Annotated in this window: 17 protein-coding genes; all 17 read right to left on the bottom strand. The window is 64.7% G+C overall.

Annotated elements, in window-relative coordinates:
- Nucleotide 1: 1 nt before the first annotated feature.
- The 17 genes from C7G42_RS08435 to fliN all read right to left on the bottom strand — a co-directional run bounded on the left by C7G42_RS08435 (nt 2) and on the right by fliN (nt 13,947).
- Nucleotides 2-694, bottom strand: coding sequence for a hypothetical protein (locus tag C7G42_RS08435; protein WP_106948465.1), 693 nt, complete (start codon nt 692-694; stop codon nt 2-4).
- Nucleotides 691-2,319, bottom strand: coding sequence for a flagellar basal-body MS-ring/collar protein FliF (gene fliF, locus C7G42_RS08430; RefSeq protein ID WP_199580704.1), 1,629 nt, complete (start codon nt 2,317-2,319; stop codon nt 691-693). Before fliF ends, C7G42_RS08435 begins: the two co-directional genes overlap by 4 nt.
- Nucleotides 2,320-2,642: 323 nt before the next feature.
- Entirely contained in the window at nt 2,643-3,554 is a 912-nt protein-coding gene (locus C7G42_RS08425) for a flagellin N-terminal helical domain-containing protein (RefSeq protein WP_106948463.1), read from the bottom strand.
- A 263-nt stretch (nt 3,555-3,817) separates the two neighbouring features.
- Nucleotides 3,818-4,723 carry a flagellin N-terminal helical domain-containing protein gene (locus C7G42_RS08420; protein WP_106948462.1) on the bottom strand — a complete coding sequence of 302 codons (906 nt, stop codon included), beginning with the start codon at nt 4,721-4,723 and terminating at the stop codon, nt 3,818-3,820.
- 264 nt (nt 4,724-4,987) lie between these two features.
- Nucleotides 4,988-5,728 (bottom strand): flagellar type III secretion system pore protein FliP, encoded by a 741-nt coding sequence (gene fliP / locus C7G42_RS08415; protein WP_106948461.1) that lies wholly within the window; start codon nt 5,726-5,728, stop codon nt 4,988-4,990.
- On the bottom strand, nt 5,725-6,168 hold the full coding sequence (locus C7G42_RS08410; RefSeq protein WP_199580702.1) for a flagellar basal body-associated FliL family protein: 444 nt from the start codon (nt 6,166-6,168) through the stop codon (nt 5,725-5,727). Before C7G42_RS08410 ends, fliP begins: the two co-directional genes overlap by 4 nt.
- Nucleotides 6,169-6,210: 42 nt before the next feature.
- Nucleotides 6,211-6,918, bottom strand: coding sequence for a flagellar basal body L-ring protein FlgH (gene flgH, locus C7G42_RS08405; protein ID WP_106948459.1), 708 nt, complete (start codon nt 6,916-6,918; stop codon nt 6,211-6,213).
- Nucleotides 6,919-7,698: a MotE family protein gene (locus tag C7G42_RS08400; RefSeq protein WP_199580700.1), complete on the bottom strand. Its 780-nt coding sequence runs from the start codon at nt 7,696-7,698 to the stop codon at nt 6,919-6,921. It lies immediately after the preceding gene.
- A 67-nt stretch (nt 7,699-7,765) separates the two neighbouring features.
- Nucleotides 7,766-8,896, bottom strand: coding sequence for a flagellar basal body P-ring protein FlgI (gene flgI / locus C7G42_RS08395; protein WP_106948457.1), 1,131 nt, complete (start codon nt 8,894-8,896; stop codon nt 7,766-7,768).
- Nucleotides 8,893-9,369, bottom strand: a complete 477-nt coding sequence (gene flgA, locus C7G42_RS08390) for a flagellar basal body P-ring formation chaperone FlgA (protein WP_106948456.1) — start codon at nt 9,367-9,369, stop codon at nt 8,893-8,895. The genes flgI and flgA overlap by 4 nt, the downstream gene beginning before the upstream one ends.
- Before the next feature lie 13 nt (nt 9,370-9,382).
- Nucleotides 9,383-10,171, bottom strand: a complete 789-nt coding sequence (gene flgG, locus C7G42_RS08385; RefSeq protein ID WP_106948455.1) for a flagellar basal-body rod protein FlgG — start codon at nt 10,169-10,171, stop codon at nt 9,383-9,385.
- An 18-nt stretch (nt 10,172-10,189) separates the two neighbouring features.
- Nucleotides 10,190-10,519, bottom strand: a complete 330-nt coding sequence (fliE, locus tag C7G42_RS08380) for a flagellar hook-basal body complex protein FliE (RefSeq protein WP_106948454.1) — start codon at nt 10,517-10,519, stop codon at nt 10,190-10,192.
- Between the two features lie 2 nt (nt 10,520-10,521).
- The gene (gene flgC / locus C7G42_RS08375; RefSeq protein ID WP_106948453.1) at nt 10,522-10,938 is read right to left on the bottom strand and encodes a flagellar basal body rod protein FlgC; all 417 of its coding nucleotides are present in this window, start codon (nt 10,936-10,938) and stop codon (nt 10,522-10,524) included.
- An 11-nt stretch (nt 10,939-10,949) separates the two neighbouring features.
- The gene (flgB, locus tag C7G42_RS08370) at nt 10,950-11,351 is read right to left on the bottom strand and encodes a flagellar basal body rod protein FlgB (RefSeq protein ID WP_106948452.1); all 402 of its coding nucleotides are present in this window, start codon (nt 11,349-11,351) and stop codon (nt 10,950-10,952) included.
- A gap of 64 nt (nt 11,352-11,415) precedes the next feature.
- Nucleotides 11,416-12,501, bottom strand: coding sequence for a flagellar biosynthesis protein FlhB (flhB, locus tag C7G42_RS08365; protein ID WP_106948451.1), 1,086 nt, complete (start codon nt 12,499-12,501; stop codon nt 11,416-11,418).
- 13 nt (nt 12,502-12,514) lie between these two features.
- Entirely contained in the window at nt 12,515-13,555 is a 1,041-nt protein-coding gene (locus C7G42_RS08360) for a flagellar motor switch protein FliG (protein ID WP_094893600.1), read from the bottom strand.
- Nucleotides 13,556-13,557: 2 nt separating this feature from the next.
- Entirely contained in the window at nt 13,558-13,947 is a 390-nt protein-coding gene (gene fliN, locus C7G42_RS08355; protein WP_106948450.1) for a flagellar motor switch protein FliN, read from the bottom strand.
- Nucleotides 13,948-13,989: the final 42 nt, after the last annotated feature.

Genomic DNA, 13,989 nt, shown 5'->3' with positions numbered 1-13,989 from the left:
GTTACCGGCGCGCTTCCTTCAGGCGTTCGCTCCAGGCCGTGATCTGCGTCTCGATCACGGTCTGGTCGGCCACGACGCGAACCTCCAGGGTATCGGCCGCCTCGTACTCGATACCGGTTCGCCTCGACGCCTCGAGCTGCGCTTTCACGAGGTCGAGCAGCTCGCTCGGTCCGGTGACCTTGAACACCGGCACCGGCGAATTGCCGATCAGCGCCGCAACCTGCTCCACCAGCGATCCGATCGCCTTGTCGCGGACCGCCTCGGTGAGGAACGGCAGCAATATGCGCGCCACGGCGCTTGCGATGTTGGTCTCGATCTCGCGGCAAGCCGTCTCGAAACCGCCGACGATCGCGACCGCCTGCTGGTCGGACCATTTGGCGCGTTCCTCCCCGAGCCGGATCGCACTGCGAACGCGCTCCTCGGCGAGCATGGCGTCGCCTTCCGCGACGCCGGCCGCGTGGCCGCGACGGTAGGCATCGTCCAGCAGACCGGCCGGCGGGGCTTCCGCCTTCGGTGCCGATAACGGCGACTGCGGTTGCGGTTGGGGCTGGGCCTGAGGCTGCGGCGGAGGCTCGCGCATGACCTCCTTCGGCCTCGTCAGCACGTCCTGTATCCTGGGCGGCGGAGGCGGCGGTGATTTGGCCCGACCGTTCGCGTCGAACTGCGTCAGGAGTTTTCCGATTGCCGCGTTCATGCCGCCTCCTCGCGTCGCATCCAGTCTTTAAGGATCGCAGCAGCCTGCGCCTGATCGAGCCGGACGATCTGCTCCAGTCGCTTCTGCGGCGTTCGCTGCATCTTGCCTTCGAGGTCTTCGACGAGATTGAGCTCGGCCTCCTCGCTGTCCGGCAACGCGAGGGCGGCGGCGGCGGCTTCGAGCTCGGCGACCTCGGCAGCCTCGGCCTGTTCCTGCTGCGCGCGATGGGTCAGAATGCCGTTGACCGCGGGCCGCAATCCGAACCAGACCAGCATCGAGGCGACGGCCAGGATCGTCACCGCGTTGACGACGCTGCCGAGCTGCTTGTTGATCATCTCGACGAAGCTGATCGGGGGCACCGGCGCCAGTTCGCGCGAGCCCTCGATGAAGTCGACGGCCGTCACCTGGATCTGGTCGCCCCGCGTCTTGTCCAGTCCGCCGGCCGTCGCTGCGAGCTGGCTGATCTCGGCGAGCTTGCTGTCGACGATGGCTTGGTTGGTCTTGTCGCCGAGATCGGCGACCAGCCGTGCGCGATTGACCAGGACGGCGATGAAGAGCTTCTTGACGGAATAGCCGTCGCTCACCGTCGTCGTGGTCTTGGACGAGACCTCGAAATTGGTGACGTCCTCGCGGCGGGTCTTGTCCTCGCTGGAGTTCTTGCCGCCGCCGGCGTTGACCTGCTGATCGGGAAGGTTTTGCTGCACCGTCGTCGGCGTCGAACGGTCGGCGTTCTGCGACGATTCCTTCTCGCGCACGTTCCGCACCGAACGCTCGGCCCGGCTCTCGGGATCGTACACGGTCTCGTTGATCTGCTTCTTGTCGGTGGAGAGCTGCGGCGAGACGCTGACCTCGAAATTGTCGAGGCCGAGATACGGCGTCAGCGCCTTGCGGATGTTCTCCTGCACCATGCCGCCGACGGTCTTCTGCAGGCTCGCCATCTTGGTCGGGGCGGCGCTCGCCTCGTCCTCTTCGGCAAGCAGCATCGAGCCGTCGGCATCCAGCACCGTCACCTTGTCACGGCTCATGCCGGGAATGGCGGCGGCGACGAGATGGCGGATCGACTGCGCCGTGCGTGCCTCGATCGCGCCATCTGTGCGCAGCACGACCGACGCGGACGGCGGTTGCTGCGTCGCGCGGAACGAACCGCGCACCGGCAGCACGATATGCACCCGCGCCGCCTTGACGCCCTTCATCAGCTGCACGGTGCGCGCGATCTCGCCTTCCAGCGCCCGGAGCTTGGTGACCTCCTGCATGAACGAGGTCAGCCCGAGCGAGCCGATCTTGTCGAACAGCTCGTACCCGGAATTGGCGCTGGTCGGCAGCCCCTTCTCGGCGAGCAGCATACGCGCCTGCATGGTCTGGCTCGGACGCACCGAGAGCGCATCGCCCGCCGTATTGACGTCGAAGGCGATATTCTGCTCGCGCAGCGCCGCGCCCATGCGCGTCACGTCCTCGCGGGTGAGGCCGGTATAGAGCGTCTCGAATTCAGGCCGGCTCAGATAATACGCGCCGCCGACGACGGTCACGAGAACGGCAAAGCCGATCAGGCCCAGGGCCATCAGGCGTCGCGGCCCAAGCTCCAGCAGATTGTTGAGCAGTTGCTGTACCTGCGCACGACTGAGCATATGACCTCGTACCAATGCGAACGTATAGAACACTCCGCTGCCAACCTTGTCTGAAGGTTGCGCGAGGACGCGAATGTGTCAGTTCGCAGGCGAGGCGTTGCAATTTTACAAGAAGGCCTATTTTACAACAGGCTCATCTCAAGAAGCCTTGGCGATGCAATCAGGTCGGCGGCAATGCACGCAGGGACGCGCGATCGCCGCGCGTGTCGCATGAAAATTCGACGTCGGGAGTTCGATTGCGGGCACGTCGTGCCGTTACGTCCGCCGGTCACGGCGGGGACCGTGCTCCCTCAAGGGAGCACGGTCGTTTTCGAAAGCGCCGCTTAGCCGCGGAACAGCGACAGGATGCTCTGGCTGTTCTGGTTGGCGATCGAGAGCGCCTGAACGCCGAGCTGCTGCTGTGTCTGCAGCGCCTGGAGCCGGGTCGATTCCGCGTTCATGTCGGCGTCGACCAGCTGGCCGATACCGCGATCCACCGAATCCATCAGCGACTTCACGAACTCCGTGTTGTTGGAGATGCGGTTCTTGATTGCGCCGAGGTTGGCGGCGGACTGGCTGACCGTGTTGATCGCGGCGGTGACCTGCGCGATGTAGGTGTCGATGATGGCCTGGTGGGCCGTCGAGTCGGTCAGTGCACCGATGTTGAGGCTGTCGACCGACGCGCTGCCGCTCACCGTGTCGAGGATGCCGCCCGTGGTCGCGGTGTAGAGCGAGTAGTTGGCCACCGTCACCGTGATGGTGTTGATCGTCGGCGTGGCGCCAACGCGCGAGAACGACGACACCAGGTTGACGGTGGTCGGGGTGGAGGCGTTGGTGCTCAGCCAGTTGACGCCGTTGAAGGTTGCCGCGTTGGCGACGTTCTTCATGTCCTGCTGGATCTGGGTGATTTCAGCCTGGATCTTGGTACGGTCGATACCGGCGGTCTTGGCTTCGACCAGCAGCGCCTGGAGCTTGGTCAGGCCGGAGTTCTGGTCGCCGATGACCTTGTTCAGGGCGGTGTATTCGGTGTCGACGGTCGCAGCCGACAGACCGAGCGAGTCGGAGACGGCGGAGAGCGCGGCGTTGTCGGCACGCATCGAGGTCGCGATCGACCAATAGGCCGAGTTGTCCGACGCGGTCGAGACGCGCTGGCCGGTGGAGATCCGGTTTTCGGTCGTCTGCAGGCTGGCGCTGACATTCCGGAGGGTCTGGAGCGCAGTCATTGCAGCAGAGTTGGTAAGCAGGCTGGAAGCCATCGTTGATGTCCCTTTGAAAACAGATTGGATGGGGACATACCGGACTTGCACCGGTACGACAGGGCGGCGTCATGCCTTTGGGCTGCGGAAATGCGCGTGGGCCCAACCTGTCGTAACGGCGAGGATAGCCAGCGAAGCTTATGCGAGGCTTGTGGGGCTGTGATCCCGTTGCAACAGCACGGCCGAAACCACGGTGCGCGCGTCAGGCAAACGAAAGGGCCGCGCTTCGCGAGAAGCGCGGCCCTCCCGAGATCCTTGAAGGCTTAGCGGAACAGCGACAGGATGCTCTGGCTGTTGTTGTTGGCGATCGAGAGCGCCTGAACACCGAGCTGCTGCTGGACCTGGAGGGCCGCCAGACGGGTGGACTCCTGGTTCATGTCGGCGTCGACGAGCTGGCCGATACCGCGATCCACCGAGTCCATCAGCGACTTCACGAACTCCGAGTTGTTCGAGATACGGTTCTTGATGGCGCCGAGGTTGGCGGCACCCGACGACACCGTGCCGATCGCTGCGGTGACCTTCGCGATGTAACCATCGAGAATGGCCTGGTCGGCGGTCGAGTCGGTCAGCGAACCGATGTTGAGGCTATCGACCGAGGCGCTTCCGCTCACCGTGTCGAGGATACCGCCCGTGCTCGAGGTGTAGAGCGAGTAGTTCGCGACTGTCACGGTGATCGAGCTGGTGGTCGGCGTAGAGCCGACGCGCGAGAACGACGACACCAGGTTGACGGTCGCCGGCGTGGAGGCGTTGGTGCTCAGCCAGTTGACGCCGTTGAAGGTCGCCGCGTTGGCGACGTTCTTCATATCCTGCTGGATCTGGGTGATTTCCGACTGGATCTTGCTGCGATCGATACCGGCCGTCTTGGCTTCGACCAGCAGCGACTGCAGCTTGGTCAGGCCGGAGTTGCTGTCGCCGAGGACCTTGTTCAGAGCGGTGTATTCGGTGTCGACGGTCGCGGCCGACAGACCGAGCGAGTCGGATACGGCGGAGAGCGCGGCGTTGTCGGCGCGCATCGAGGTCGCGATCGACCAGTAGGCGGCGTTGTCAGCGGCCGTGGCCACGCGCTGGCCGGTGGAAATCCGGCTCTGCGTGGTGGAGAGTTGCGAGCTGACAGACCGCAAGGTCTGGAGCGCGGTCATGGCGGACGAGTTCGTGAGCAGGCTTGACATTGCGAATGTCCCTTTATGTACGCGTTACATTTTCATCAGGGGACATACCGGACTTGCACCGGTACGGAGGGGCGGCATCATGCCTTTGGACTGATAGGGGTGGGGTCCAACCCGCCGTGCCGCATTGCTAACACGCCGAATCTTGCCGCCGGATTAAGGGCGGCTTGAATTCCATAGCAATATCAGATGGTTAATATTACCCAATGCTAACCATAGCGCGGCACGTTTCGCTAACCATGACGGGGCGCCAGGCGATCGCCGCCGCTACGAGAACGAGCGCACCAGTCCGGAGGCGAGCAGATTCCACCCGTCGATCAGTACGAAGAACAGCATCTTGAACGGCAGCGCCAGGATCGTCGGCGGCATCATCATCATGCCCATCGACATCGTCAGCGTCGCCACGATCATGTCGATCACCAGGAACGGCAGGATGATGAGAAATCCGATCTCGAACGAACGCCTCAGCTCGGAAATCATGAAGGCCGGGATGATCACGCGCAAATCGACGCGCTTGTCGTCGAACTTCTTGCGAAAGCTCTCCGCGGCGAGCGACTCGAAGGTCTGCAGATCCTTGTCGCGGACATGGGCCAGCATGAACTCGCGGAACGGATCGGTGATCTTCAGATAGGCCTGCTCTTCCGAGATCTCGTTCTTCATCAGCGGCTGGACGCCGGTCTCCCAGGCGCGATCGAAGGTCGGCGCCATTACGTAGAAGGTCATGAACAGGGCGAGGCTGATCAGCACCAGATTGGCCGGCGTGGTCTGCAGGCCGAGACCGGCGCGCAGGAACGACAGCGCCACCGCAAATCGCGTGAAGCTCGTCACCATGATGAGCAGTCCCGGCGCCACCGACAGCACCGTGATCAGCGCCACCAGCTGGATGATCCGGCCGCTGGTCGAGCCGTTTCCGGGCGGCAGCAACGAGTTGAGGTCCGGAATCTGGGCGAGCGCCACTTCGGGCAGCACGACCAGAACCAACGCGAGGAGCAGGGTTTTCACTCTCACTGAATCACCAGGGTCTCAATGATCAATTCGCGCACCTTCCCCGACGAGCGGATAGTGGCGCGCTCGGTCAGGTCGTCGCGCAGATGCTGAAGCCCGCGCGATCCCTCGAATTGCGTCACCGTCGCCGACCGCAGATAGGTGACGATGTCCTCGCTGATGTGGGCGGCCAGGATGCCTGCGTCCTCGTCGCTCATGCTCTCGGTCACCATGGAGGCTTCGACGCGGGCCCAGTTGTTGGCCGGCGCGGCCAGATTGGTCACGATCGGAGACAGCTTCCTGAGCCGAGCGCTGCCGGCGTAGCTCGAGGCAAGCGGCGGCGGCGTGGCGGTTTTCTTCGCGTCGGCGACGCGCTCGGCCGCCGCGAACAGATGCAGGCCCGCCAGCGCGCCCGCACCGATCGCGACAAGGGTCAGCACCATGATGGCCGCAATCAGGCGCATCACGTCCCCTGCCCTTGCGGCGCGGCCAGACCGGCGCGGACTTCAGAACGGTGCCACGGCGTCATAGATCCGATGTCCCCATCCAGGCTGTTGCACGTCGGACAGATTTCCGCGACCGCCATAGGACACCCGCGCCTCTGCGATCTTCTCGTAGGAGATCGTGTTGGTGCGTGAGATATCGCGCGGACGCACGATGCCGCCGACGTTGAGCACGCGCATCTCCGTGTTGACGCGAAACTCCTGCGAGCCGCTGATCATGATATTGCCGTTCGGCAACACGTCGGTGACGATGGCCGCGATCGACAGCTTGATATCCTCGGTGCGATCGATTTGGCCGTTGCCCTTGATCTGGGTGTTGGTGCTGAGGTTGGCATTCGCCGATCCCTTGTCGTTCCATCCAGCGACGTCCATCAGCCAGTCGAGCCCGAACTTGACCTGCGAATCGCGCGAGCGGCCGGTCTTGTTGTCGAGCTTGGCCTTGTCCTGCATCGAGATGATCACCGTCACGACGTCGCCGGTGCGCCGGGCGCGGGGATCGCGATAGAGATCGGTGCCGTCGTCCCAGGTCGAGCGATAGCTGACGGGCGTGCGCATGCGCGGCGTCACCGGGATCGGATCGGCCTGGGTCCTGAGGCCGCTGCCGACCGGCGACATTTGCGGGCCGGTCAGGACCTCGGACGGATCATGGAAGCATCCGGCCAGGGGCACGGATGCCAGCACGAGCGAGAGGACGAGGATCGGCTTCTTCATCTATTTGGTCTTTCCGTCATCCACGCGACGCATTCCGCCAAGCAGGTCGGCGAGGTGCGCCGCGCGTGCCGTATCCATCTCGTTGAAGATCGCGCTCGAGTTCCTCGGACTGAGCTTGGCGAGCACGGCGGCGGCGGTCTCGTCGGCCATGCCGGCAATCTGGGTCGCCGCGGCTTCGGGCTTCATGCGCGAATAGATCTCGACGACGCTGGCTTCGGCCTTCTTCAGGAAGTCGTCGCGCAGCGCCATCCACTGTTCGTATTCGGCGCGCTTGGCCTCGACCTCGGCGATCCGCTCGCGGAGCAGGCTCTCGGCCTTCTCCAGCTCCTTGAGCTGCCAGGCCAGCCTCGCATCGACGGCCGGATCGGCGACGCTGTTGCAGAACAGGGCGACTTCGTTGTCCGCGGCGACTGCGGCCTGCGGCGGCGCGGGTTTCAGCGGCGCCGTGACGCTGCCGGGCTTGGCCGGGCGCGCCGGTGAAGATGTAGGCGGTGCTGCAGGTGCAGCCGCTGGCGCCTGGGAAGCGGGTACCGCGCCGGTGGTCGCAGGTCCTTGGTCTTCGGCGGCCCAAGCCGTCGCCCGGATCGACGCATTGTCGCCGGGCATTGCCGTGACCGGCTGCGGCTTCTGCGGGCCGGAGGCGCGGGCGCGCGCGAAGGAGAGCAGGTTGAGCGGCTTCGACGGCTTGGCCTCGTCCAGGGCCAGCACGGGCGAGGCGCCCGCGAGCACTGAGGCCGCGACCAGCAGGAGGAATTTGGCTTTGTGATCCAGCTTCAGCATCGGGTCGCGTGCGATTCTCGCTTCAGACCCGAGCATTGAGCGAGCATGCTTGCACGACGCTTGCGCATCATTGCACGATGACATCGGCCTGGAGCGCACCAGCCGTCTTGATCGCCTGCAGGATCGCGATGATGCCCGACGGCTTCAGGCCGATCTGGTTCAGCCCGCGCACCAGACGCTGCAGATCGACCCCGCTGAGGATCGCCACCTGCGATCCCGCCTCGTTGGCCTCGACCACGGTCTGCGGGACCACCACGGTCTGCCCGCGCGAGAACGGCGCCGGCTGTGATACCACGGGCATCTCCGTGACACGAACCGACAGGTTGCCATGCGTCACGGCGACGGTCGATATCCGCACGTCGCGCCCGATCACCACGGTGCCGGTGCGCTCGTTGATCACCACCCGTGCCGGCGTATCCGGCTCGACCGTCAGCTCGCCGATCTCGGCGAGGAAACGGACGGGGCCGATGTGGCGCGGCTTCGACAGCACGATGGTGCGATAGTCGCGCTCGAAGGCGATCTGCGCGCGGTAACGTCCGCCGGCGAAGCGGTTGATGGCATCCAGAATGCGCGTCGCGGTGACGAAGTCGGGGTTCTTCAGCTGCAGCACCAGGAACTCCATCTCGTGGAGACTTCCCTGCACCTCGCGCTCGACCAGCGCACCGTTCGGGATGCGGCCGGCCGTCGGCGTGCCCTGGCTGACGTTCTGCGCCTGGCCTCCGACGCTGTAACCGGCGACCGTGACCGCCCCCTGCGCCACCGCATAGACGGCGCCGTCCGCCGCGCGCAGCGATGTCATGACCAGCGTCCCGCCGAGCAGGGACGTCGCATCGCCGAGCGACGACACGGTCACGTCCATGCGCTCGCCGGGCCCGATCGAGGGCGTCAGGTCCGCAGTCACCATCACGGCCGCGACGTTGCGCGTGCGCAGCGTCGTCGGGCGCGGGGGGTTGTTGGTGCTCGTGGTCTCGTTCCTGACGTTGATGCCCATGTTCTCGAGCATCGATTGCAGGGACTGCTCCGTGAACGGAGCGTTGCGCAGCGTGTCGCCTGTGCCGTTCAGGCCGATGACGAGGCCGTAGCCGACGATCTGGTTTTCGCGCAGACCCTTGATGTCCGCGATGTCCTTGATGCGGACGGCGGCATGGGCACAGGCGGCCGAAAGCAGCAGGACGAGCGCAAGCAGGATTCTGGTCATGACCCGTCCATGACCTTCACGGTTCCGTCGGGCTGGACCACGCCCTTGATGATCACCCCGGTATCCGTGTTGCGCACCGGGATCAGCGCGCCGGACGCGCCCGATTGCATCGCTGAGCCGTAAGTGACGATGGACAGGCCGCTGTCTTCCACCACGACCTTGACCATGGCGCCGCGCGCAACGGTCCAGGGGTCCTCCACCGCGTTGGTCGGAATGGGCTGGCCCGGCAGCAGCGCACGCCGCGCCATGCGGCCGACCAAGACCTGCCGTCCTTCGATGAACATGGCGACGCCGAGGACGTTCGGCGCGAAGGCGCGCTCCGTGATCATGTCGTCCCGGATCAGCTCGCCGGCGCGGATCGACACCGCCGGCACGGGAAGCCGCTTCTCCTCGGCCATGGCGAGGCGCACCGAAGCCAAAACCAGCAGCACGGCCGCCAACCCGCGCACGATCAGACCCACCCTGTTCAACATCTGGACATCGGACCTAGCGCATGCCCTTCGATACCGTCTGGGCCATTTCGTCCGAGGCCTGGATGACCTTGGCATTCATTTCGTAGGCGCGCTGCGCCGAGATCAACTCGGTGATTTCCTTGACCGGGTCGACGTTCGAGGCTTCGAGCCATTTTTGGTTGATCTTGCCGTATCCGGAGTCGCCCGGCAGGCCGACGACCGGCGTGCCCGACGCCGTGGTCTCGCGATAGAGATTGCTGCCCAGCGGTTCGAGGCCCGCTTCGTTGGCGAAGTTGGCGAGGTTGAGCTGGCCGATCTGACGCGGGTTCACCTCTGTATCCAGCTTGGCGAACACTTGCCCGGTCTGGTTGACCGTGACCTCGACGGTTCCCTGCGGAATCGTGATGGCGGGATCCAGCAGATAGCCGTCCGTGGTGACGAGCTGGGCGTTGGCGTTGGGAGTGAACGAACCCGCGCGGGTGTATTGCACCTCGTTGTTCGGGCCGAGCACCTGAAACCAGCCCCGGCCGTTGATCGCCATATCGTAGGGGTTGCCGGTCTGCGTCAGCGCGCCCTGGATGTGCAGCTTGCGAATCGCCGCCGACTTGACGCCGAGACCGAGATTGGCGCCTTCCGGGATCGGCGAGGAGCCGTTGACGTTGGCGACGCCCTGCATGCGATCCATCTGGTAGAACAGATCGGTGAACTCGGCGCGCGCACGCTTGTACGACGTCGAGTTGATGTTGGCGATGTTGTTCGCGATGACTTCGATGTTGGTCTGCTGGGCGTTCATGCCCGTGGCCGCAATGGCGAGCGATTTCACTTATCCCACTCCTTCAGATCAAATCGACATCCGGACGACTTCCTGGTAGGCCTGCACGACCTTGTCGCGAACCGCGACAGCCGTCTGCAGGGCCTGCTCGGCTGACATCAGCGCCTCCACGACCTTGCGGGTCGATTCCTTGCCCTGCATCGCCGAGATCGACGCCGCCTCGCCCGCCTTCAGCGTCCCGATCGCGTCGTTCGTCACCTGCTTCATCACCGATTCGAAGCCGACATCGTCGGTGGACTGAATGGCGGTCGGCGCCGTCGGCGCGATGGCCTGTGCCTCGGTCGCGCGGCTCGCTGCCTGTCCCGCGGAGACCGCCGTGGATGAAATCGCCTCAAGCATTGTCAGCTCCTCAAGAGATCGATGGTCATGCCGAGCATCGACCTCACCTGTTTCACGACCTGGAGATTGGCCTCATACGACCGGTTGACTTCCCGCATGTCGGCCATTTCGATCATCATGTTGACGTTCGGCATCTTGACGTAGCCGGCCTTGTCGGCGGCGGGATGCCCTGGATCGTATTCGACACGGTACGGTGTGGTGTCGACCCCGATCTCCTTGACTTTCGCCAGCTGCGAGCCGGAAGCACGGTCCATTGCGGCGTCGAAGGTGATGGTCTTGCGCTGGTAGGGATCGGCACCGGTCGTGCGCCCCGTCGAAGTCGCGTTCGCGAGATTTTCCGAGACGATGCGCATGCGCGTCGACTGCGCTTCGAGCCCGGAGCTCGCGACCGTCAATGACGCTTGCAATGAGTCCAGCATGTCAGGTCACCTCAGGCTTTCGCACTGGACAGGACCATGCGGTGGAACGACCGCACGATCGCCGAATTCATCGAATAGTCGCGGCTGACGTCGCTGCCCTTGATCATTTCCTGCTCGAGGCTGACCGAGTTGCCGGAATGGACGACTTCCCAGCTGTCCTTCTTCGCGGTCGCCCGCGTGTCGGTCTCGGCTGCGGCCAGCTGCATGTGCGAGGGTGACGTCGTGGCAAGCCTCACCGGCATGCCGTCGAGCACCTTGTTGAAGGGCTCGACGTCGCGCGCCTTGAAGCCCGGCGTGTTGGCGTTGGCGACGTTGGTGGCAATGGTCGACTGGCGGAGCTCGAGGTACCGCGCCTGCGACGATGCGAGTTCGAAGAGATAAAGCGGTCCCACGACAGCCCCGTTCTGGTCCATTCGGGAGAAGCCTAGGGCGTTAAGCTTTCGTCAAGCTGTTGGGCAGGACGTCGTCTTCGGAAATCTACTGGACCTTCTCGGTCCGAGGCGCCTGCTTCGACTGCAGGAAGTAGATGATCTCGGCCACGGGCCGGAAGAACTCCGCCGGAATCACCTGATCGACCTGGACGGCCTCGTAGAGCGCGCGCGCCAGCGCCCTGTTCTCGATCACGGGAATCCGGTTCTGCTCGGCGACCTCGCGGATCTTCAGCGCGATCACGTCCATACCCTTGGCCACCACGAGAGGTGCGGGATTTTCCTCGCGGTTGTAGCGCAGCGCGATCGCGAAATGCGTAGGGTTCGCGATCACCAGTGTCGCGCGCGATGCAGATGCAATCATCCGCTGCCGCGAGCGGTCGCGCGCCAGCGAGCGCAGGCGCGCCTTGATCAGGGGATCGCCTTCCGCCTGCTTGTGCTCGTCCTTGATCTCCTGCTTGGTCATGCGGAGGCCGCGCCTCCAGTGGAAGCGCGCCCAGGCGAGATCGATGGCCACCAGGACGATGGTCGCGATGCAGATCGCCGAGACGATCCGCATCGCGATGTTGAGAATCATCTCCGGCAGCGCAACCGGATCGGTATACATCGCCTCGAACGCCTTCGCCTCGGACGAGCGCAGCACGAAGGCGACCACGGAGGTCACCGCGGCCAGCTTGAACAGCGACTTGGCGAACTCGACCAGTCCCTGTGCCCCGAACAGCCGGCTCCAGCCGCTGATCGGTGAGATTCGTGACAGGTCGGGCTTGATGCGCTCCAGCACCAGGCGCGGGGCGTTCTGCAGCAGCGAGGCGGCGAGCCCAAACGCGCCGAGGGTGACGACCAGCGGCACCAGGAAGCGCAGCGCCTCGAGGCCGACCACGGTGAGCAGGTTCTGCGCGTCCGCGCCGGTGGAGAGCCGGAAGCCGTCGGGATCGTCCAGCAGGTTCTTCAAGGTCGGCGTCAATTGCTGCACGCCCTGGCCGATCAGGAACGCCTGAATGACCATCAGCGCGGCCATCGAGGCAAAAATGGAGGCCTCCCGAGAGACCGGGATCTTGCCCTGTTCGAGCGCATCACGGACTTTCTTCTCGGTCGGCTCTTCTGTCTTGCTCTCCCGATCGGATGATTCTGCCATGCCCGTTCAGCGGTCAGCGGAAGACCAGCTCATCCTCCTGGTCGGGGTTGAGCTCGATTTCGCCCTTCTCCGCGAGGTCGAGCGCGAGGTCGGTGATGACGCGGCGCGCCTCCAGCACGTCGCGCTGGTTCGACGGCTCGCCGATGGCGAGCTCGTGCTCGACGACGCGACGCACGCGCGAGGCGACCGCGGACAGGATCAGCTCGCGGAAATGCTTGTCGGTGCCCTTCAGCGCGACGACGATACGATCGGTCGGCACCTGGTCGAAGATCATGGTGCGCGCCTTCGGCGCCAGGTTGATGACGTCGTCGAAGGTGAACAGCAGCTCCTTCAGCACTTCGGCCGATTTCGGCCGCTTCTCCGACAGGCTCTTGAGCATGTCCTCGATATGTCCGCGCTCCATCTTGTTGATGATGTCGGCGACCCGGGCGTAAGTATCGGCGCCGAGGTTGCGGGCGAAATTGAGCGTCAGATCCTCATGCAGCGTCTTCTCGAGAACCTTCATCGCGTCGTCGACGATCGGCTTGAGGCTGAGCACGCGCCGCATCAATTCGTTGCGCAGGCTGGAGGGCAACTGGCTCATGACCTTGGCGGCGCAGGCCGGCTTGACCTTGGACAGGATCAGCGCGGCGGTCTGCGGATGCTCCTTGGACAGGTAAGTCGCCAGCGAATTTTCCGACACCGACGAGACGCGATCCCAGACCGACCGGCTCGAATTGCCGAGCAGATCCGACATGATCGCCGTGACCTGATCGGCAGGAAGCACGTCGCCGAGCACGGCTTCGAGGCCGCCGAGGGTACCGAGAATGTTGGCGCCCATCGAGAACTGCTGGGCGAACTCCTCGACGATGGATTCGAGCTCCTGCGCCGTGATCGGCCGCAGCTCGGCCGCGGCCTTGGTCACGATGCGGATGTCCTGCGGCTCGAATTGCGCGAGCACGCTCGCGGCCGCCTGCCGACCCATGGCCAGCAGAAGTGCCGCGACCTTTTCCGTGCCGCCCAGCGTAGCAACGCCTCGCTGCTTGACGGGAGCGATGCCGACCTGTGCCGCCATGGTCAGCTGTCACCCTGCCCCAGCGGCCCGACGATCTCGGTCAGCGAGACACCGAAGCGGGAATTGTCCTCCTCGACGACGACCACCTCGCCGCGGGCGACGATGCGGCCGTTGACGACGACGTCGACGGGCTCGCCGACCCGGTGGTCGAGCGGGACCACCGCGCCGCGCCCCAGCTTCATCAAATTCGCCACCGGAATGGTCGCCGATCCCAGCACTACCTGCATGGTGACCGGAATGCGCAGGATGGCATCAACATTGGCGAACTTGCCGGTCTCCTCCGCCGTGCGCGCGGCGATCTCCGCGAGCCGCTCCAGCGGGGTCGTGTCGGTGTGCCCCTCGTCGGCGGCAGGTGCTCGCGTGGCAGAGTCATAGTCGAAGGATTGCGCCATCTGGTATCGCCTCTTGGTATTTCCGCTCCCGGAGCGCCCTGG

This window comes from Bradyrhizobium sp. MOS003 (genome assembly GCF_003020125.1).
Classification (GTDB): Bacteria; Pseudomonadota; Alphaproteobacteria; order Rhizobiales; family Xanthobacteraceae; genus Bradyrhizobium.
Note: the sequence above shows the minus strand (reverse complement) of the source record. Positions and strands in the feature narration are given on the sequence as shown.